Consider the following 18,251-nt stretch of genomic DNA (forward strand, 5'->3'; position numbering starts at 1 on the left):
AGGGAGTTATGATGAAACGCACGCTGATACTGACCTCTGCGCTGGTCGTCGTCGCGGCTGCGGCCCAGGCACAGGACCAGCAGGTCAACCTGCTGTCCTGGGGCGGGGCCTATGGCATGAGCCATGTCGAGGCCTATGCCAAGCCCTTCGAGGCCCAGACCGGCAAGAAGGTCGTGGTTTCGGATGCCGACAACCCCGCGACGCCGGTCAAGGCCCAGGTCGAGGCGGGCAATGTCTCGATCGACGTGGCCTCGGTCGAATATGCCGATGCCGTGCGGCTTTGCGACGAGGGGCTGCTGGAAGTGATCGACCCGGCGATCCTGACCCCCGCCGCCGACGGCACCCCGGCCGCCGACGATTTCATCGAGGGCGCGATCACCGAATGCTTCGTGGGCACGGACGTCTATTCGATGATCCTGGCCTATGACGACGGCAAGTTCCCCGATGCCAAGCCCGCCGGCGCGGCCGATTTCTTCGACACGGCCAAGTTCCCCGGCAAGCGCACCATGCGCAAGGGCGCCAAGTTCAACCTGGAATTCGCGCTGATGGCCGATGGCGTCGCGCCCGACCAGGTCTATGAGGTGCTGGGCACCCCCGAGGGCGTGGACCAGGCCTTCGCCAAGCTCGACACGATCAAGAATGACGTGATCTGGTGGGAAGCCGGCGCGCAGCCGCCGCAGCTTCTGGCCGATGGCGAGGTGTCGATGGCCTTTGCCTTCAACGGCCGGATCTTCAACGCCGCCCAGCAGGAGGGCAAGCCCTTCAAGATCGTCTGGGACGGCCAGATCTACGAGATGGAGGGCTGGGTGATGCCGAAGGGCGCCCCGAACCCCGAGGCCGCCAGGGAGTTCATCGCCTTTTCGACCGCGCCCGAGCAGCAGGCCCGCGCCGCCGAGTTCATCAGCTACGGTCCGCCGCGCGTCTCGGCCGCCGCCCTGGTCGGCAATATCGAGGGCACCGACGTGCCGATGGGCCCGAACCTGCCCACCTATGCCGAGAACCTGGAAAACGCGCTGGCCTCGAACCTGGACTTCTGGGTCGACCACGACGCCGAGTTGCAGGAACGCTTCAACGCCTGGCTGGCGAACTGACATGCAAGGAGGCCCGCGGCGGGACAGACCCGCCGCGGCCACCCGGCAAGCCCGAACGGGCAAAGAGCGGCCAAAGAGCCGCAAAACCAACGGGAGTAGAACATGAAAACCACATTGATCCTGACCTCGGCGCTGTGCAGCCTTGGCCTTGCGGCGCAGGCCCAGAACAAGGAGGTCAACGTCGTCTCCTGGGGCGGCGCCTATGAGCGTTCGCAGGTCGAGGCCTATAACATCCCCTTCGCCGAGCAGACCGGCATCAAGGTGAACATGCTGGCCGCCGACAACCCGGCCACGCCGCTGAAGGCGCAGGTCGAGGCGGGCAACATTACCGGCGACGTGTTCGACATCGAGGTCTCGGACGCGATCCGGCTTTGCGACGAGGGCGCGCTGGTCGAGATCGACCCCGCCATCCTGCCGGCCGCGCCCGACGGCACCCCGGCGACCGAGGATTTCATCCCCGGCGCGTTGCAGGAATGCGCCGTGGCGAACATCTTCTGGGGCACGGTCATCGCCTTCGACAGCACGAAATTCGACGGCGAGAAACCCTCGACCGCGGCGGATTTCTTCGACACTGCCAAGTTCCCCGGCAAGCGCGGCCTGCCCAAGAACCCCAAGCGCACCCTGTATCTGGCGCTGATCGCCGATGGCGTGGCGCCTGACCAGATCTATGAGGTGCTGGGCACGCCCGAGGGCGTGGACCAGGCCTTCGCCAAGCTCGACACCATCAAGGGCGACGTGGTCTGGTGGGAGGCCGGGGCCCAGCCGGTGCAGTTGCTGGCCGATGGCGAGGTGGTGATGGCCACCGGCTATAACGGCCGCTTCTTCGACGCCATGGTCGGCGAGGGCAAGCCCTTCGAGATCATCTGGGACGGGCAATACATGGACATGGACATGTTCGCCATTCCCAAGGGCTCGCCCAACCCCGAGGCGGCGCTGGAATACCTGAAATTCGCCACCGCGACCGAGCAGCTGGCCAACCAGGCGAAATACATCGCCTATGGCCCGTCGCGGAAAAGCTCGGCGGCGCTGGTCGGGCTGTTCCAGGACGGCAAGACCGAGATGGCGCCGCACATGCCCACCAGCGAAGAGCATATGAAGACCGCCGTCATGGACGACCCGGAGTTCTGGGCCGACCATTCCGCCGAACTGGCCGAGCGTTTCAACGGCTGGCTGGCCGCCAACTGACCTGCGCAATGCCGCGGCCCGGACCGTCCGGGCCGCGGCTTCGACCCCGGATTGCCCGACAAAGGACCAAGATGGCCAAAGCCCTCGACCCCCATGCCGCCATCGTGACCGAGGCCGGCGGCCTTGACCAAGGCGGCACGCTGAGAACCGCGGACGGTCGTCCGTTGAAGTCTGCGCTTGCGCGGAGTTCGCGTCGTGCGCGTCGGCGGGCGTTCCTGCTGGTGCTGCCGCTCTTGCTGTTCATCCTGATCACCTTCGTGGTGCCGATCGGGCAGATGCTGCAGCGCTCGGTCAAGAACGACGGCTTCTCGGCCAACATGCCGCAGCTCTCGGCCTGGTTCCACGACAACCCCCGCGGCACCGAACCCGACGATGCCGCCTGGGCGGCGCTGGCCGCCGACCTGACCGCCGCCGCCCAGGCGCGCACCGTCGGCGTCGTCGGCACCCGCATCAACTACGACATGCCGGGCACGCGCTCGCTGTTCACCTCGGCCGGGCGCCAGGCCCGCGGCGGCATCGAGCCGCCCTATCGCGAGGCCATCCTCGAGATGGACGCGAAATGGGGCGATCCCAGGCTGTGGTCGGTGATGCGCGAGGCCTCCTCGCCCTATACCAGCAACTTCTACCTGGCGGCGGTCGACCGCACCCGCGACGACCAGGGCGAGGTGGTTGCCGCCCCGGCGCAGCAGCAGATCTATGTCAAGCTGTTCATGCGCACCTTCTGGCTGTCGCTGGTCATCACCTTCACCACCTTCCTTCTGGGCTTTCCGGTCGCGCACCTGCTGGCGACGCTGCCGATGCGGCAGTCGAACCTGTTGATGATCCTGGTGCTGCTGCCGTTCTGGACCTCGCTGCTGGTCAGGACCACGGCCTGGATCGTGCTGTTGCAGCAGCAGGGCGTGGTCAACGACGTGCTGGTCTGGCTGGGGGTGATCGGCAACACCCAGCGGCTGCAGATGATCTTCAACCAGACCGGCACGATCATCGCCATGACCCATATCCTGCTGCCCTTCATGATCCTGCCGCTCTATTCGGTGATGCGCACGATCAATCCCAGCTATGTGCGCGCCGCGCGCAGCCTGGGGGCGACCAGCTGGACCGCCTTCCGCCGGATCTATTTCCCGCAGACCCTGCCGGGGCTGGGGGCGGGGGCGCTTCTGGTGTTCATCCTGGCGGTGGGCTACTACATCACCCCCGCGCTGGTCGGCGGCTCGTCGGGGCAGCTGATCTCGAACATGATCGCGATGCACATGACGCAGACGCTGAACTGGTCCATGGCGGCCGCGCTGGCGGCGCTGCTTCTGGGGGGCGTGCTGATCCTCTACTGGGTCTATGACCGGCTGGTCGGCATCGACAACCTGAAACTGGGGTAATCGCCATGGCGCTTCCGACTTACGCATCGCCCTTGGAGAAGGTCTGGCACTACGCCTATCTGGTGATCTGCGGCGCGATCTTCTTCTTCCTGATCGCGCCCATCGTGGTGGTGATCCCGCTGAGCTTCAACGCCGAGCCCTATTTCACCTTCACCGACCGGATGCTGTCCTTCGACCCCGAGGGCTATTCGCTGCGCTGGTACGACAGCCTGCTGACCTTCGGCATGGCGCGGCCGGACGCGCCGCGCGACCTGAGCTGGTGGGCGGATGCCTGGCAGAACGCGAAATGGGTGAATGCGGCGAAAAGCTCGATCATCATCGGCTTTTTCTCGACCATCCTGGCCACGGTGCTGGGCACGCTGGCGGCGCTGGGTCTGTCGCGGCCCGAGATGCCCTGGCGCCGGGCGATCATGGCCATGCTGATCTCGCCGATGATCGTGCCGATCATCATCACCGCGACGGGGATGTTCTTCTTCTACTCGAACCCCTGCGAGCCGCTGAGCTGGATCGGGCTGAACCCGGAATGCGGCCGGCTGGCGGGCACCTACCTGGGGGTGATCCTGGCCCATGCCACGCTGGGCATTCCCTTCGTGATCATCACGGTGACGGCGACGCTGATCGGCTTCGACCAGTCGCTGAACCGGGCGGCGGCGAGCCTGGGGGCGAACCCGCGCACGACCTTCTTCCGCATCACCATGCCCTTGATCCTGCCCGGCGTGATCTCGGGGGCGCTGTTTGCCTTCGTGACCTCCTTCGACGAGGTGGTGGCGGTGCTGTTCATCGCCGGGCCGGACCAGCAGACCATCCCGCGGCAGATGTGGAACGGCATCCGCGAGCAGATCTCGCCCGCCATCCTCGCCGTCGCCACGCTGCTGGTCATCTTCTCCATCGCGCTCCTCACCACCGTCGAGCTGCTCCGCAGGCGCTCGGAACGGCTCAGGGGCCTGACGCCAAGGTAGAACCGGACGCCGCCCTTCGGGGCGGCGTCCGCGCATCAGGGCAGGGCGCCGAGCCAGAACCAGACCGACAGCATCGACAACCCCGTCGCCATCAGCACCGCCGAGGCCGAAACCCTCTTGGCAACCCCGTAAAGCGACGCGAAAAGATAGGCGTTGACCCCCGGCGGCATGGCGGCCGTCATCACCGCCGAGCGCATCTCGGCCACGCTCAGCGCGAACAGCTTGCCCAGCCCGAAGGTTACGCCCGGATGCAGCAGCAACGAAATGCAGCAGCACAGCGCGATGGCCCGCGCCTCGCCCTCGGGGCGATAGCGGTATAGCACGCCGCCCAGCCCGAACAGCGCTGCCGGCAGCGCCGCGCTGGACATCATCCTGACCGCGGCCCAGAAACCCTCGGGCAGCACCAGCCCGGCCTGGGTCAGCAGGTTCACGGCAAAGCCGCAAAGGATGCCGATGACCAGCGGCGTATGCAGCACCCCCGACAGCGCCCGCAGGGCCACCCCGCCGACCGACAGGTCCTGGCCGCGGGCGCGGGCGAATTCCATCGCGGTGATGCCGAAGGTGTAAAGCAGCGGCGAATGCAGCGAGATGATGGTGAAATTGCCCAGCAGCGCCTCGGGACCATAGGCGCGCTCGGTGATCGGCACGCCCAGCAGCAGCGAGTTCGAGAACAGGCAGACGAAGCCGATGGCGATGGCGTCCTCGATGGGCCGCCGGAGCCAGCGAAACGCCAGGATGGTTCCCAGTGCAAAGGACAAGAGCGCGCCGCTGTAGAAGGCCAGGAGCAGCAGCGGGTTGTAGTTCGCGCCCAGGTCCAGCCCGGCGATGGCGCCGAACAGCAGCACCGGCAGGGCGAAGTTCTGGGCAAAGCGCATGACGCCATCGACCGCGACCTCGGTCAGCCATTTGCGCCAGCAGACCAGATAACCGAAGCCAACCACCAGGAAAACCGGCAGGATGACGTCGAAAAGTGCGGTCATATCAGCTCGATCCGCATCCCGTCATGGGCGGGCACCACATTCTCGGGCGTCTCGCGCATCATGGCGTCGTAATCCAGGTCGACATGCATGTTGGTCAGGATCCCCCGCGCGCAGCCCGAACGCGCGATCCATTCCAGCGTCAGCGCCAGATGGGCGTGGCTGGGATGCGGGATGCGCCGCAGCGCGTCGCAGATGAACACCTCGCAGCCCATGATCGTCGGCCAGGCGTCCTCGGGGATCGCCAGCACGTCGGGCAGGTAGACCAGGCTCTGCTCGACCCCGCCGATGCGAAAGCCAAGCGCGTTCATGTCGCCGTGGTTGACCTCGAAGGGTGCAAGTTCGATGCCGCCGCCCGCGCCCTCGATGGCGAAGGGGCCGCGGATCGGTTGCAAATCGCAGATCGGCGGGTAGGAGGAACCGGGCGGCGTCTCGAAGATATAGCCAAAGCGGGTCTTCAGCGCCGCCGCGGTCGGCAGGTCGGCCCAGACCGGGATCCGCCGGCGCATGTTGAAGACGATCTGCCGCAGGTCGTCGATGCCGTGGATATGGTCGGCATGGGCATGGGTATAGGCCACCGCGTCCAGTTCCGCGACATCCGCGTCCAGCAGCTGCGGCACCAGGTCGGGGCCGGTGTCGACCAGCAGGCGCGTCACCCCGTCATGGCCGAAGCGCTCGACCAGGAGCGCGCAGCGGCGGCGGCGGTTGTGCGGGTTCGCCGGATCGCATTCGCCCCAGCGATTGCCCAGCCGCGGCACGCCGCCCGAGGAGCCGCAGCCCAGGACGGTGGCGCGGATCATGCCGCGGCCTTGCGAAACAACCGCTCGAAGTTCAGCGTAGTGAGGCTGGCGAATTCGTGCTGGGTCATGCCCAGCAGGTCCGCGCCGACCTTTGCGGTATGGGCGACGAAGGCCGGCTCGTTGCGCTTGCCGCGATGGGGCGGCGGGGCGAGGTAGGGCGCGTCGGTCTCGACCAGGATGCGGTCGGCGGGGGCGGCGGCGAAGATCTCGCGGATCTCGGTCGAGCGCGGGAAGGCCGCGATCCCCGACATGGACAGGTAGAAGCCCAGGTCCAGCGCCACCCGCGCCAATTCGCGCCCGCTGGTATAGCAATGCATCACGCCGGTGAAGGCGCCGGTGCGATGTTCCTCGGTCAGGATGCGGGCCATGTCCTCGTCCGCATCGCGGGAATGCACGATCAGCGGCAGGCCGGTGCGGCGCGCGGCCTCGATATGGATGCGCAGGCTTTCGGCCTGAATGGCGGCGCTGTCGGCGGTATAGTGATAGTCGAGCCCGGTCTCGCCGATGCCGACGAAACGCGGATGGCGCGACAGGGCCACCAGTTCCTCGACCGTGGCCAGCGGCTCTTCGGCGGCATGCATCGGATGGGTGCCGGCGGCATAGAAGACGCCCGGGTGCGCCTCGGCGATGGCGCGCACCGCGGGCTCGTTGCGCAGCCGGGTGCAGATCGTCACCATGCGGGTGACGCCCGCCGCATGGGCGCGCGCGACCAGCTCGGCCTGCTGGCCGTCGAAATCGGGGAAGTCCAGGTGGCAATGGCTGTCCACCAGGATGGGAAGATCGGATTCGGGCATGATCGGTTTCCGTCAGACGGCGGGCTGGTTCGCAAGCCCGACCAGCATATCCAACACCAGCGCGGAAGGGTCAAGGTTGACCGCCCGCCCGGCGCGGGCCCGCGCCGACAGCTCGGCCTGGGCGGCGGCCCAAAGCCGTGCCGCCGCGGGGTCGGGGGCGACGCGGCCCAGCACCTCGGCCTCGCCCTCGGCCGCCTCGGGCAGGGGGGCGCCCAAAAGGCCGGTGCGCGCCGCGCGGGTCAGGAAACGGTCGAGCAGGGTCACGACCAGGTCGAAGGGATCGCCCTCGGCCCCTGCGCGTCCCGCCGCCAGATCGGCCAGGGCGGCGGCGGCGCGGCGGTCCATGCGCGGATATTCGGCGAAAAGCCCGGTGATGCGCTGGTAAAGCGACAGCCCGTCCTGGCCGGCCAGCCGCAGCGCCTCGCCGATCGAGCCGCCGGACAGCGCCGCCAGCCGCGCCGCGTCGTGGTCGAGCCCAAGGTCGTGCAGCACCCGGCCCATGTCCTCGGGGCTCAGCGGGTGCAGCCGCAATTCGCGGCAGCGCGAGCGGATCGTCGGCAGCAGCCGCGCCGGTTGATGCGCGACCAACAGCAGCGTGGCATGCTGCGGCGGCTCCTCCAGCAGTTTCAGCAGCGCGTTGGCGGCGGCCTGGTTCATTTCGTCCGCGGCGTCGATAATGGCGACGCGGCGCCCGCCCTCGGCCGCGCTCATGTGGAAAAAGCCCTGCAGGCGGCGGATTTCGTCCACGGTGATCTCGGCGCGCAGGCGCAGGGTCTTGTCATCGACCGGGCGCCGGACCAGGTGCAGCCGCGGTTCGGACAGCGCCCGGATGCGGCGGACGGTCGGATCGTCCTGCGGCGTGGTCAGGTCGGGCGTCGCGGCGCCGCTCAGCAGCCATTTGGCGACGGTCCAGGCCAGGGTGGCCTTTCCGGTGCCGCGCGGGCCCGAGATCAGCCAGGCATGATGCAGCCGATGCGCCTGGGCGGCGGCCAGGAAATCCGCGACCGCGGCGTCCTGGCCGATGATGCGGGCCGCATCGCGGGGATGGGGGGCGCCCGGCACGCGGTCGGGTTCGGGCAGCGGCTCGTCGTTCATGCCGGATCTGCTCATGTCAGGGCGGCCAGAACGCGGGCGGCAACCTCGTCCTCGCTGCCGCGGCCGTCGATCACCCGAATGCGTCCGGGCGCCTCGGCGGCAAGGGCCAGGAAGCCTGCGCGCAGTTTCTGCTGGAAGCCCAGGCCCAGCGTTTCGAAGCGGTCCTCGGCCCCGCCGCGGGCCTGGCCGCGGGCCAGTGCCACCGCCGGGTCGATGTCGATGATGAAGGTGCGATCGGGCTCGATGCCGATGGTCAGCCGGTGCAGCTCCTCGACCAGTTGCCGCAGGTCGGCGCGGGCGAGGCCCTGGTAGACCCGGCTGGAATCGGCGAAGCGGTCGGTGACGATCCAGGCGCCCCGTTCCAGCGCCGGCCGGATCAGCCGCTCGACATGGTCGCGGCGGGCGGCGGTGAACAGCAGCAGCTCGGTTTCGGGGGACCAGCGCTCGCCGCCGCCCTCGACCAGCAGGCGGCGGATTTCCTCGGCGCCGGCGCTGCCGCCAGGTTCGCGGGTCAGCAGCGTTTCGGTGCCGCGCGCATTCAGCGCCTGCGCCAGCCGCCGCGCCTGGGTGGATTTTCCCGATCCGTCGATGCCCTCGAAGCTGATGAACATGGCGGGCGCGGCGTCAGTTGCGCACCGCCTGGACGGCCCTTTCGCCCAGGCGGAAGGCCGCGCTTTGCATGCGGCCCAGCACGCCGGTGCGGGCGACGTCGCTGGCGGCGAACAGTGGCAGGCGCGATTGCCCGGCGCCGGGGATGTCCACGATCAGCTCGCCCAGCTGGTCGCCCTGGGCGATCGGCGCCTCGATGGGGCCGTTGAACACGGCCTCGGCCTTTACGCCCGCATGCGAGCCGGCGGGGATCAGCACCCGGACCCCGTCCTTGGTGGTCAGGCCGACGCGGCTCTTGTCGCCCAGCCAGACCGGGGCCTGGACCACGATTTCGTCCTTGGGGATGATGGTGCGGATGGTGAACTGGCGATAGGCCCAGTTCACGATCTGCTCGGATTCCTCGGCCCTGGCCTTTTCGCTGGGCAGGCCGGTGATGACGAAGACGATGCGCCGGTCGCCCTGCACGGCCGAGCCGACAAGCCCGTAGCCCGCTTCCTGGGTGTGGCCGGTCTTCAGCCCGTCGGCCTTCCAGTCGCCCGTTCCCAGCCGCAGCAGCGGATTGCGGTTGCTGGCATTCGAGGGCACCCGGCCCTTGTAGTTGTATTCGGTGAGGGCGAAATTCTTGTAGAGGTCCGGGAACTCGGTGATCAGCCGGGTGGCAAGCAGGCCCAGGTCGTGCATCGACATCCGGTGCCGGGGGTCCGGCCAGCCCGAGGAATTGACGAAATGCGAATTCGTCATGCCCAGTTGCCGGGCGCGTTCGTTCATCAGCCGCGCAAAGGCTTCCTCGGTTCCCGCCAGCCCCTCGGCCACGACAACGCAAGCGTCGTTGCCCGAGTTGATGATGATGCCGTGGATCAGATCCTCGACCGTAGGGCGGTCGGCGGGTTCGACGAACATCTTCGACCCGCCCATCTGCCAGGCCTTGGTCGAGACCGGGAAGGTCGTGTCCATCGCCACGCGGCCGTCGCGCAGCGCCTCGAACAGCATGTTCAGGGTCATCAGCTTGGACATGGAGGCCGGCGGCAGCGGCTCGTCGGCGTTCTTTTCCATCAGCACGGTGCCGGTGGCCACGTCATAGACCCAGGCGGCGCGGGCCGTGGTGTCGAAGGCCTGCGCCGGCAGCGCAAGCAGCATGGCCAGAGCGAAGATGCGGAACTTCAGAGCGCGCATGGATTATCCTTGACCTGTCGCCTTTGGCCCATGGTTATCCCAGCGGGCCAAGACCCGCAACGCCGCCCGGCGGCCTGTGCCGCGCAAGTGAACGGCGCGCGGCCTAATAGCTGCGGATCAACCCCACCAGCCGGCCCTGGACGCGGACCTTGTCCTCGGGCAGGACGCGGGTTTCATAGGCGGGGTTGGCGGCCTCCAGCGCGATCATGCCGCCCTTGCGGCGATAGCGTTTCAGCGTCGCCTCGAAACCCTCGACCAGCGCCACGACGATGTCGCCGTTCTCGGCCGTGTCCTGTTCGCGGATCACCACCACGTCGCCGTCGTTGATCCCGGCCTCGATCATCGAATCGCCGCGCACTTCCAGCGCGTAATGGCGGTCCTGGCCCGAGAGCATCGAGCCGGGCACGGCGATGTGATGCGATACCTCGGAAATCGCCTCGATCGGAACCCCGGCGGCGATGCGGCCCATCACCGGCAGTTCGATGGCCGAGACGGAGATTTCCATGGCGCCGCGCGGCAGGGGCGCGGGGCGATCGGGGACGACCCCTTCGATCACGCGGGGCTGGAAGCCGGAACCCTTGCTGAGGCTGTCGGGCAGGCGGACGATTTCCAGCGCGCGGGCGCGATGCGGCAGGCGGCGGATGAACCCGCGTTCTTCAAGGGCGGTCACGAGGCGATGTATTCCCGATTTCGAGCGCAGGTCCAGCGCGAGTTTCATTTCGTCGAACGAGGGCGGCACCCCGTCGCGAGCCATCCGCGCCTGAATGAATTCAAGAAGCTGGATCTGTTTCTTCGTCAGCATGCTCTGCCCCCGATCTGCTGCGGCCGCCATCATGTTCATAGAATGTTCTAGCGCGCCCCGTCCCATGCGTCAATCACTATGACGATTCGGGTAAATGTCCGGTTAACCGGGCTAGAGCGGCAGGTAGCCCATGCGCTCGCCCGCCCGGCGGGCCGGGTCGTGGGCGGGGCGGATCAGCAGCGCGTCGGCCTCGGCCAGAAGCCAGAGCCGGGCGGAATCCTGGTCGGCGAAGGGCTCGATCGCCGGCAGGCCGTCACCGGGCGAAAGCCGGGCGCGCAGGTAGTGCTGGCGGTCGCCCTCGGGCGGCAGGTCGCGGGCAAGCGTGGCCTGCAGGGGCTCGGGCCCCGGCGGCAGGCCCTGCATGGCGCGGATCAGCGGCTGCATGAAGAGTTTCGCGCAAACCACGGCCGAGACGGGATTTCCCGGCAGGCCCAGCATGGCGGCCGATCCGATGCGGCCGGCCATCAGCGGCTTGCCGGGCCGCATCGCCAGCTTGTAGAAGGCGCGCTCCATGCCCAGGTCGGCGGCGACCTTGCCGATCAGGTCGTGGTCGCCGACCGAGGCGCCGCCGATGGTCACGATCAGGTCGCAACCCGCGGCCTGGGCAAAGCGGTCGCGCAGGCTTTCCTCGGTATCGCGGGCCAGCGGCAGGACCAGGGGCTCGGCCCCGGCCTCGCGCGCCAGCGCGGCGATGGCGAGGTCGTTCGAACTGATGATCTGGCCCGGCGCGGGATCCGAGCCGGGGGGAACCAGTTCGTCGCCGCCGGCCAGGACGGCGACGCGGGGGCGGCGCGCGACCGTCACCTGCGGCACGTTCATCGCCGCCAGCAGCGCCAGGTCGGCGGGGCGCAGCGGGCGCCGCGGCAGGAATTCCGAGCCCTCCGCGAAATCATTGCCCCTGGGGCGGATGTTCGGGTTGCCGCCGGACTCGGCGACGGTGATCCGGTCGCCGTCGCGCGTGACCATCTCTTGCATGACCACGCGGTCGTAGCCGGCGGGAACCGGGGCGCCGGTAAAGATGCGGATGGCGCTGCCGGGGGACGCCTCGCCCTGCCAGGGCTGGCCGGCGGCCGCGGTGCCGATCACCGCCAGCGGTCCGGGCAGGTCGGCCGAGCGCAGCGCATAGCCGTCCATGGCCGAGGCGTCGAAGGGCGGCTGCGTCAGCCGGGCCAGCGCCGGCGCGACCATGGCGCGGCCAAGCGCATCGGCCAGCGCGACCTGCCGGGGCTCGGGGGCCGGGGCAAGGGCCAGGACGCGGGCGCGGGCTTCTTCGACGCTGATCATGGGTTCCCCCTTCAGGGTGCGGCGCGGAACGGGCCGGATTTGCCGCCGGTCTTGGACAGCAGGCGGATGCCTTCGATCCGCATGTCCTTCTGCGCGGCCTTGAGCATGTCATAGACGGTCAGGCAGGCGGTCGAGACGGCGGTCAGCGCCTCCATCTCGACCCCGGTCTTGCCGGCGGTGCGGACGGTGGCGGTGACGCGGATGCCGGGCAGGGCGGGGTCGGCGGCCAGGTCGACCGAGACCTTGGTGATCGGCAGCGGGTGGCACAGCGGGATCAGGTCCGCGGTGCGCTTGGCGCCCATGATCCCGGCCAGCCGCGCCACGCCCATCACGTCGCCCTTGGCCGCGCCGCCCTGCGCCAGGGCCAGCGTCTCGGGCGCCATGATCACCACGCCCTCGGCCACCGCCTCGCGCGCGGTCTCGGGCTTGTCCGAGACATCGACCATATGCGCTTGGCCCTGGGCGTCGAAATGCGTCAGGCTCATGCCGCGAGGCCCAGGATCTGACGGGTGGCGCCGGTCACGTCGGGCTGGCGCATCAGGCTTTCGCCGATCAGGAAGCGCCTGACCCCGGCCTCGGCCATGCGGTTCAGGTCGGCAGGCGTGAACAGCCCGCTTTCGCAGACCAGGTCGCGATCGGCGGGCACATGCGGCGCCAGGTCCAGCGTCACGTCCAGGCTGACCTCGAAGGTCTTGAGATTGCGGTTGTTCACCCCGATCAGCGGCGATTTCAGCCGCAGCGCGCGGTCGAGTTCGGCGCGGTCATGCACTTCGACCAGCGCGTCCATGTCCCAGTGGAAGGCGGCGTCCTCAAGCTCGGCGGCCAAGGCGTCGTCGACCGAGGCCATGATGATCAGGATGCAATCGGCACCCCAGGCGCGGGCCTCGGCCACCTGGTAGGGATCGTAGAGGAAATCCTTGCGCAGCGCCGGCAGGTCGCAGGCATCGCGCGCGGCGGTCAGGAACTCGGGCGCGCCCTGGAAGCTGGGGGCGTCGGTCAGCACCGACAGGCAGGCCGCCCCCCCGGCCTCATAGGCGCGGGCCAGCGCGGGCGGGTCGAAATCCGGGCGGATCAGACCCTTGGAGGGGCTGGCCTTCTTGATCTCGGCGATCAGCGCATGGCCGGTCGCGGCCTTGCCCTCCAGCGCGCGGGCAAAGCCGCGCGGCGGGGTGGCGGCACGGGCCGCGGCCTCGACCCCGGCCAGCGGGCGGGCGGCCTTGGCGGCGGCGATTTCTTCCAGCTTGTAGGCCTTGATGCGGTCGAGAATATCCATGGCGTCGGTTTACCCCGCGGCGGCGGTTTCGGAAAGGGCCCAGTCGATCGGCGGCTCGCCCCGCGACCGCAGCCAGTCGTTCACCCGGCCGAAGGGGCGCGAGCCGAAGAAGCCGCGCCGCGCCGACAAGGGCGAGGGATGGGCGCTTTCGATCACCAGGTCCTGCGGCCGCGGCAGCCCGGCCAGCGCCTTTTGCGCATGCGCACCCCAGAGGATGAAGGCCATCGGCCGTTCGGCTTGGGCGCGGGCGACGGCCTGGCGCGCCAGCTTCTCCCAGCCCCATTTCGCATGGGCGCCGGCCTGTCCGGGCAGCACGGAAAGCGAGGTGTTCAAAAGCAGCACCCCCTGCCGCGCCCAATGGCTGAGGTCGCCGTTCGGCGGGGCGGTGCCCAGATCGTCGCGCATCTCGGCATAGATGTTTTTCAGCGACCGCGGCAGGGCGGTTTCCGGCGTGACCGAAAAGGCCAGCCCGTTGGCATGGCCCGGCGTGGGATAGGGGTCTTGCCCCAGGATCACCACCCGGACCTGCTCGGGCGGGGTCAGCTCCAGCGCGGCGAAGACGCGGGCGGGGCCGGGCAGCCAGTCGCGGTCCCGCAGGCGGGCGGCGATGGCCGGCCAGTCCTGGCGAAAGAACGGCAGTTCGGCCCAGGCGGCGGGAACGGGGATGCCCTCAGCCATGGGGCTCGGCCGGCGCGCCCACCTCGGCGGCCAGCGCGGCCAGCTTGGCCCTGGCCTTGCCGCTGTCGATCGAATCGCGGGCGATCTCGGCCCCTTCGCGCAGCGAGGCGGCCTTGCCGGCGATCAGCAGCGCGGCGGCGGCGTTCAGCACCACGGCGTCGCGATAGGCGCCCGGCGCGCCCTCCAGCAGCGCCCGTAGTGCCGCGGCGTTCTGCGCCGGATCGCCGCCCAGGATCGCCTCGAACGGATGGACGGGCAGGCCGGCATCCTCGGGCGAGATCTGGAACTCGGTGATCTCGCCGTCCTTGAGCTGCGCCACCCAGGTCGGCTCGGCGATCGAGATCTCGTCGGTGCCGTCGCCGCCATGCACCAGCCAGGCGCATTCCGAGCCAAGCTCGCGCAGCGTCTCGGCCATGGGCCGGTTCCAGACCCGGTCGAAGGTGCCGGTCAATTGCCGCCTGACCGAGGCGGGGTTGGTCATCGGCCCCAGCAGGTTGAAGATCGTCCGCGTGCCCAGTTCCGCCCGCGCCGGGCCGACATGGCGCATGGCCGGATGATGCACCGGCGCCATCATGAAGCAGATGCCGGTGGCGGCCAGCGCGGCCTCGGCGATCTCGGGCGTGCCCATCACGTTCAGCCCCAGATGGGTGATCGCGTCGGCCGAGCCCGATTTCGAGGACAGGTTGCGGTTGCCGTGCTTGGCGACCGGCACGCCGGCGCCCGCGACCACGAAGGCGGTGGCGGTCGAGATGTTCAGCGTGCCCTTGCCGTCGCCGCCGGTGCCGACGATGTCCATCGCGCCCTCGGGCGCCTGGATGCGGTTCATGCGGGCGCGCATGGCGCGGGTGGCGGCGGCCATTTCCTCGACCGTCTCGCCGCGCACGCGCATGGCCATCAGCAGGCCGCCGATCTGGGCGGGGGTGGCCGCGCCCTCGAACAGCGCGCCAAAGGCCGCCTCGGCCTCGGTCCCGGTCAGGGGCCGGCTGGCGGCCAGGCCGATCAGCGGGCGGATGTCGGTCGCCGCGCTCATGCGGCGCGGTCCAGGTTCGAGCAGCGGCGCAGGAAGTTGCGGATCATGTCGTGGCCATGTTCCGAGGCGATGCTTTCGGGATGGAACTGCACGCCCTCGACCGGCAGGGTCCGGTGCATCAGCCCCATGATCGTGCCGTCCGCGGCGGTGGCGGTGACGCGCAGGCATTCGGGCAGGCTTTCCGGCTCGACCGTCAGCGAATGATAGCGCGTCGCGGTCAGCGGCGAGGGCAGGCCGGCGAACACCCCGGTCCCGTCATGGCTGATCGCGTCGGTCTTGCCATGCACGATGCGGCCGGCGCGCACCACCTTGCCGCCGAAGGCCTCGCCGATGGCCTGGTGGCCCAGGCAGACCCCGAACAGCGGCACGCCCTTGTCCGCCGCCGCGCGGATCAGCGGCACGATGATCCCGGCATGGGCCGGATCGCAGGGGCCGGGCGAGATCACGATGCCCTGCGCGCCCATCCCCAGCGCCTCTTCGACGGACAAGGCGTCGTTGCGGCGGACGACGACCTCGGCCCCGGCCTCGCCCATGTAATGCACGAGGTTCCAGGTGAAGCTGTCGTAATTGTCGATGAGCAGGATCATGGTCTGGGCCTTCCGGCTGGAGCGCCTTGCATTGGGGGGTGAACCCCGGAAATTCTGCGGCTATAGATGGGCTAAAGCCTTGCCGCGGGTCAAGAGCGCGAGGCAAGAAAAACGGCGCCGGGGCGCATGCGGCGCGGCATTGGGGGCAGGGGCTGGGCAAGGGCATGGCAAGAGGGTTCGCGACGGGTCTGGTTCATGGCGCGCTGGCCTGCGGCGCGGCGCTGGTCGGGCTGTCGCTGGCGCTGCCGCAGCCGCCGCGCCCGCAGGCGCCCGCCGCCGTTGGCCAGGGCCCTGCGGCCGAGACGCTGTCGGTCCCGGCGGGGTCCGAGTTCTCGCGCGCCAGCGACATGCAGCCGCAGGCCCCCGCACCGCTTGCCGCCGGGGCGCCGCGCCCCGCCCTGGCCCCGCTGGCGCCGCGTCCGGCCGACGAAACCGCCCCGGCGCCCGCCGATCCCGCCGGGCTGCGCCCGCTTGCGCCCGCCGAAAGCCCCGCCGCGCCCGAGATTGCCTTGCCCGAGGCCGATCCCATCGACCTGCCCGATCCGGCGGGCGAGGCGCCGATCCCGGTGCCGCCGCCCGGCCAGGTGGTGGTGCCCGCGCTGGACCGCGCCCCCGAACGCGCCCTGCCGGCCCCGGCGCCCGAGACGCAGCCCCGAGCGGCGCATGAGGCACCTGTCGTTTCCACCGGGACGCAGCCGGCTTCGCCAGCCCCTGCCCTTGGAGCGGACGCGGCATCCGCCGACACAGTGCCCCAACCGCCCCCCGCCGCGCCGGCCGTTTCCGCTGGGACGGAACCGCCCGCGGACGCATCCCCGTCGCCGCCCGTTGCCTCAGCGCCCGAGGTGCGGCCCCAAGCGATGCCCGATGCACCTGCCGTTTCCGGTGGGACGCAGCCAGCCGAGGACGCGCGCCCGTCGCCGGTCCCCGCACCCCGCCCGGACGCAGCATCCGCCGACACGGTCCCCCAACCGGCCGGGTCCGCGCCGCCGTCGCTGCCCGCCGTCCCAGCGTCTGAGGCGCAGCCCCAAGCGACGCCCGATGCACCTGCCGTTTCGACCGGAACGCAGCCGGCCGGGAACGCGCGCCCTTCGCCGCCTGCCGCCCCAGTGCCCGAGGGGGCGCCCGGCATGGCAGAGCCTTCCGCCGCGCCGCAAGACACCGCGCGCGGGCAGGGCGGCGAGCCTGTCCGGCCCGCAGCCGGTGCGGGCCTCGACCTGTCCACGCCGCCCGATTTCGGCGCGCTGCGCCTGACCGACTGAGGCCCGTCGCCATGCTGCCGCTGAACCCCGCCCTTGCCGCGACCTTTCGCCCGCCCGTCATGGAGGCGCGGCGCTGGCTTGCCGGACTGACCTTTCCGCCCGAGCGGCCGCTGATCAACCTCAGCCAGGCCGCGCCGGTCGAGCCGCCGCCCGAGCCCTTGCGCCGCGCCATGGCCCAGGCGGCGCTGGAGCGGCCCGACGCGCATCTCTATGGCCCGGTGCTGGGCCGCCCCGAACTGCGCGAAGCGGTGGCCCGCGAATGGTCGGCCGCCTATGCCGGCACCATCCGGCCCGAAGAGGTGGCGATCACCCAGGGCTGCAACCAGGCCTTCTGCGCCGCAATCCAGAGCCTGGCCGGGCCGGGGGACGAGGTAATCCTGCCGATGCCCTGGTATTTCAACCACAAGATGTGGCTTGACATGCAGGGCATCCGCACCGTTCCCCTGCGCTGCGGCGCGGACATGGTGCCGGACGCGGCCGAGGCGGCCAGGCTGGTCACGGACCGCAGCCGCGCCATCGTGCTGGTCAGCCCCAACAACCCCTCGGGGGCGGAATACCCGGCCGAGACCCTGCGCGCCTTTGCCGAGCTGGCGCGGTCGCGCGGGCTGGCGCTGGTGCTGGACGAGACCTATCGCGACTTCGATGCGCGCGAGGGCGCGCCGCACGACCTGTTCGCCGATCCCGACTGGGGCGAGGTGCTGGTCCATCTCTACAGCTTCTCGAAAGCCTATCGCCTGACCGGGCATCGCGTCGGCGCGCTGATCGCCAGCCCGGCGCGCCTGGCCGAGATCGAGAAGTTCCTCGACACCGTCGCCATCTGCGCCGGCCAGATCGGCCAGATCGGCGCGGCCTGGGGCATGGCGAACCTGCGCACCTGGCTGGCGGGCGAGCGGGCCGAGATCCTTGCCCGCCGCGCCGCCATGGCCGAGGGCATGGCGCGGCTTCCCGGCTGGCGCGTCAAGGGCTGCGGCGCCTATTTCGCCTGGGCCGAGCATCCGTTCGACATGCCCTCGCCCGAGCTGGCGCAGCGCCTGCTGCATCAGGCGGGGGTGCTGCTGCTGCCCGGCACCATGTTCATGCCCGAGGGCGATGCGCAGGGCGCGCGCCATGTCCGCATCGCCTTCGCCAACGCCGACCGGGACGGCATCGCCGCGCTGATGCGCCGGCTGGAGGCGTTCCGGCCCTGACCGGCCGACCGGATTGTGATCTGCGGGAAAGGCGGCGCGGCGTCGCGGCCCTTGCCGCCGGGGCCTCGGCACCCTAAAGACTTGCGCTGACTGAC

20 protein-coding genes are annotated in these 18,251 nt (G+C 70.0%); 6 read left to right on the forward strand and 14 right to left on the reverse strand.

The features are described 5' to 3' along the window. Positions 1-11 precede the first annotated feature (11 nt). From E3U26_RS11445 to E3U26_RS11460, 4 genes are all read left to right on the forward strand, one after another. Entirely contained in the window at positions 12-1,091 is a 1,080-nt protein-coding gene (locus E3U26_RS11445; RefSeq protein WP_036751416.1) for an ABC transporter substrate-binding protein, read from the forward strand. 102 nt (positions 1,092-1,193) lie between these two features. Then, a complete protein-coding gene (locus tag E3U26_RS11450) occupies positions 1,194-2,276 on the forward strand; it encodes an ABC transporter substrate-binding protein (protein ID WP_449044521.1) in 1,083 nt (360 codons plus the stop codon). Positions 2,277-2,347: 71 nt separating this feature from the next. After that, the gene (locus E3U26_RS11455; RefSeq protein WP_116170997.1) at positions 2,348-3,649 is read left to right on the forward strand and encodes an ABC transporter permease; all 1,302 of its coding nucleotides are present in this window, start codon (positions 2,348-2,350) and stop codon (positions 3,647-3,649) included. A 5-nt stretch (positions 3,650-3,654) separates the two neighbouring features. Next, positions 3,655-4,608 (forward strand): ABC transporter permease, encoded by a 954-nt coding sequence (locus E3U26_RS11460; RefSeq protein ID WP_072461588.1) that lies wholly within the window; start codon positions 3,655-3,657, stop codon positions 4,606-4,608. Positions 4,609-4,643: 35 nt separating this feature from the next. Here the strand turns inward: E3U26_RS11460 and E3U26_RS11465 are convergent, their stop codons facing one another. The 14 genes from E3U26_RS11465 to E3U26_RS11530 form a co-directional block, all read right to left on the reverse strand. Beyond that, the gene (locus E3U26_RS11465) at positions 4,644-5,588 is read right to left on the reverse strand and encodes an AEC family transporter (protein WP_114536162.1); all 945 of its coding nucleotides are present in this window, start codon (positions 5,586-5,588) and stop codon (positions 4,644-4,646) included. Then, positions 5,585-6,385: an MBL fold metallo-hydrolase gene (locus E3U26_RS11470; protein WP_499104888.1), complete on the reverse strand. Its 801-nt coding sequence runs from the start codon at positions 6,383-6,385 to the stop codon at positions 5,585-5,587. Before E3U26_RS11470 ends, E3U26_RS11465 begins: the two co-directional genes overlap by 4 nt. After that, positions 6,382-7,179: a TatD family hydrolase gene (locus E3U26_RS11475; protein WP_499104889.1), complete on the reverse strand. Its 798-nt coding sequence runs from the start codon at positions 7,177-7,179 to the stop codon at positions 6,382-6,384. Before E3U26_RS11475 ends, E3U26_RS11470 begins: the two co-directional genes overlap by 4 nt. Before the next feature lie 12 nt (positions 7,180-7,191). Further along, on the reverse strand, positions 7,192-8,274 hold the full coding sequence (locus tag E3U26_RS11480) for a DNA polymerase III subunit delta' (RefSeq protein WP_499104891.1): 1,083 nt from the start codon (positions 8,272-8,274) through the stop codon (positions 7,192-7,194). Between the two features lie 11 nt (positions 8,275-8,285). Continuing rightward, positions 8,286-8,885 (reverse strand): dTMP kinase, encoded by a 600-nt coding sequence (gene tmk, locus E3U26_RS11485; RefSeq protein ID WP_036751825.1) that lies wholly within the window; start codon positions 8,883-8,885, stop codon positions 8,286-8,288. Positions 8,886-8,898: 13 nt separating this feature from the next. After that, positions 8,899-10,056 carry a D-alanyl-D-alanine carboxypeptidase family protein gene (locus E3U26_RS11490; protein WP_499104892.1) on the reverse strand — a complete coding sequence of 386 codons (1,158 nt, stop codon included), beginning with the start codon at positions 10,054-10,056 and terminating at the stop codon, positions 8,899-8,901. A 103-nt stretch (positions 10,057-10,159) separates the two neighbouring features. Next, a complete protein-coding gene (gene lexA / locus E3U26_RS11495) occupies positions 10,160-10,858 on the reverse strand; it encodes a transcriptional repressor LexA (protein WP_036751856.1) in 699 nt (232 codons plus the stop codon). A 111-nt stretch (positions 10,859-10,969) separates the two neighbouring features. Then, a complete protein-coding gene (locus E3U26_RS11500) occupies positions 10,970-12,142 on the reverse strand; it encodes a molybdopterin molybdotransferase MoeA (protein WP_499104894.1) in 1,173 nt (390 codons plus the stop codon). Between the two features lie 11 nt (positions 12,143-12,153). Further along, positions 12,154-12,627 (reverse strand): cyclic pyranopterin monophosphate synthase MoaC, encoded by a 474-nt coding sequence (moaC, locus tag E3U26_RS11505; protein WP_036751819.1) that lies wholly within the window; start codon positions 12,625-12,627, stop codon positions 12,154-12,156. Next, positions 12,624-13,415, reverse strand: a complete 792-nt coding sequence (gene trpC, locus E3U26_RS11510) for an indole-3-glycerol phosphate synthase TrpC (RefSeq protein ID WP_499104895.1) — start codon at positions 13,413-13,415, stop codon at positions 12,624-12,626. Before trpC ends, moaC begins: the two co-directional genes overlap by 4 nt. A gap of 9 nt (positions 13,416-13,424) precedes the next feature. After that, a complete protein-coding gene (locus E3U26_RS11515) occupies positions 13,425-14,093 on the reverse strand; it encodes a uracil-DNA glycosylase (RefSeq protein ID WP_499104896.1) in 669 nt (222 codons plus the stop codon). Beyond that, entirely contained in the window at positions 14,086-15,123 is a 1,038-nt protein-coding gene (gene trpD / locus E3U26_RS11520) for an anthranilate phosphoribosyltransferase (protein ID WP_114536169.1), read from the reverse strand. Before trpD ends, E3U26_RS11515 begins: the two co-directional genes overlap by 8 nt. Next, positions 15,120-15,710, reverse strand: a complete 591-nt coding sequence (locus E3U26_RS11525; protein WP_036751810.1) for an anthranilate synthase component II — start codon at positions 15,708-15,710, stop codon at positions 15,120-15,122. Before E3U26_RS11525 ends, trpD begins: the two co-directional genes overlap by 4 nt. A gap of 193 nt (positions 15,711-15,903) precedes the next feature. Then, complete coding sequence (locus tag E3U26_RS11530; RefSeq protein WP_499104897.1) at positions 15,904-16,395, reverse strand: hypothetical protein; 492 nt, start codon at positions 16,393-16,395, stop codon at positions 15,904-15,906. Positions 16,396-16,837: 442 nt separating this feature from the next. Between E3U26_RS11530 and E3U26_RS11535 the strand changes: the two genes are divergently transcribed. Together E3U26_RS11535 and E3U26_RS11540 are read left to right on the forward strand one after the other, a co-directional pair. After that, a complete protein-coding gene (locus E3U26_RS11535) occupies positions 16,838-16,969 on the forward strand; it encodes a hypothetical protein (RefSeq protein WP_255469688.1) in 132 nt (43 codons plus the stop codon). A gap of 11 nt (positions 16,970-16,980) precedes the next feature. Then, a complete protein-coding gene (locus tag E3U26_RS11540) occupies positions 16,981-18,156 on the forward strand; it encodes a pyridoxal phosphate-dependent aminotransferase (protein ID WP_499104898.1) in 1,176 nt (391 codons plus the stop codon). Positions 18,157-18,251: the final 95 nt, after the last annotated feature.

Source organism: Paracoccus ferrooxidans (assembly GCF_029909815.1).
Classification (GTDB): domain Bacteria; phylum Pseudomonadota; class Alphaproteobacteria; order Rhodobacterales; family Rhodobacteraceae; genus Paracoccus; species Paracoccus versutus.

Coding starts and splice junctions, on each gene's coding strand:
- E3U26_RS11445 (WP_036751416.1), top strand. CDS start 12: ATGAAACGCACGCTGATACTGACCTCTGCGCTGGTCGTCGTCGCGGCT.
- E3U26_RS11450 (WP_449044521.1), top strand. CDS start 1,194: ATGAAAACCACATTGATCCTGACCTCGGCGCTGTGCAGCCTTGGCCTT.
- E3U26_RS11455 (WP_116170997.1), top strand. CDS start 2,348: ATGGCCAAAGCCCTCGACCCCCATGCCGCCATCGTGACCGAGGCCGGC.
- E3U26_RS11460 (WP_072461588.1), top strand. CDS start 3,655: ATGGCGCTTCCGACTTACGCATCGCCCTTGGAGAAGGTCTGGCACTAC.
- E3U26_RS11465 (WP_114536162.1), bottom strand. CDS start 5,588: ATGACCGCACTTTTCGACGTCATCCTGCCGGTTTTCCTGGTGGTTGGC.
- E3U26_RS11470 (WP_499104888.1), bottom strand. CDS start 6,385: ATGATCCGCGCCACCGTCCTGGGCTGCGGCTCCTCGGGCGGCGTGCCG.
- E3U26_RS11475 (WP_499104889.1), bottom strand. CDS start 7,179: ATGCCCGAATCCGATCTTCCCATCCTGGTGGACAGCCATTGCCACCTG.
- E3U26_RS11480 (WP_499104891.1), bottom strand. CDS start 8,274: ATGAACGACGAGCCGCTGCCCGAACCCGACCGCGTGCCGGGCGCCCCC.
- tmk (WP_036751825.1), bottom strand. CDS start 8,885: ATGTTCATCAGCTTCGAGGGCATCGACGGATCGGGAAAATCCACCCAG.
- E3U26_RS11490 (WP_499104892.1), bottom strand. CDS start 10,056: ATGCGCGCTCTGAAGTTCCGCATCTTCGCTCTGGCCATGCTGCTTGCG.
- lexA (WP_036751856.1), bottom strand. CDS start 10,858: ATGCTGACGAAGAAACAGATCCAGCTTCTTGAATTCATTCAGGCGCGG.
- E3U26_RS11500 (WP_499104894.1), bottom strand. CDS start 12,142: ATGATCAGCGTCGAAGAAGCCCGCGCCCGCGTCCTGGCCCTTGCCCCG.
- moaC (WP_036751819.1), bottom strand. CDS start 12,627: ATGAGCCTGACGCATTTCGACGCCCAGGGCCAAGCGCATATGGTCGAT.
- trpC (WP_499104895.1), bottom strand. CDS start 13,415: ATGGATATTCTCGACCGCATCAAGGCCTACAAGCTGGAAGAAATCGCC.
- E3U26_RS11515 (WP_499104896.1), bottom strand. CDS start 14,093: ATGGCTGAGGGCATCCCCGTTCCCGCCGCCTGGGCCGAACTGCCGTTC.
- trpD (WP_114536169.1), bottom strand. CDS start 15,123: ATGAGCGCGGCGACCGACATCCGCCCGCTGATCGGCCTGGCCGCCAGC.
- E3U26_RS11525 (WP_036751810.1), bottom strand. CDS start 15,710: ATGATCCTGCTCATCGACAATTACGACAGCTTCACCTGGAACCTCGTG.
- E3U26_RS11535 (WP_255469688.1), top strand. CDS start 16,838: ATGGCAGAGCCTTCCGCCGCGCCGCAAGACACCGCGCGCGGGCAGGGC.
- E3U26_RS11540 (WP_499104898.1), top strand. CDS start 16,981: ATGCTGCCGCTGAACCCCGCCCTTGCCGCGACCTTTCGCCCGCCCGTC.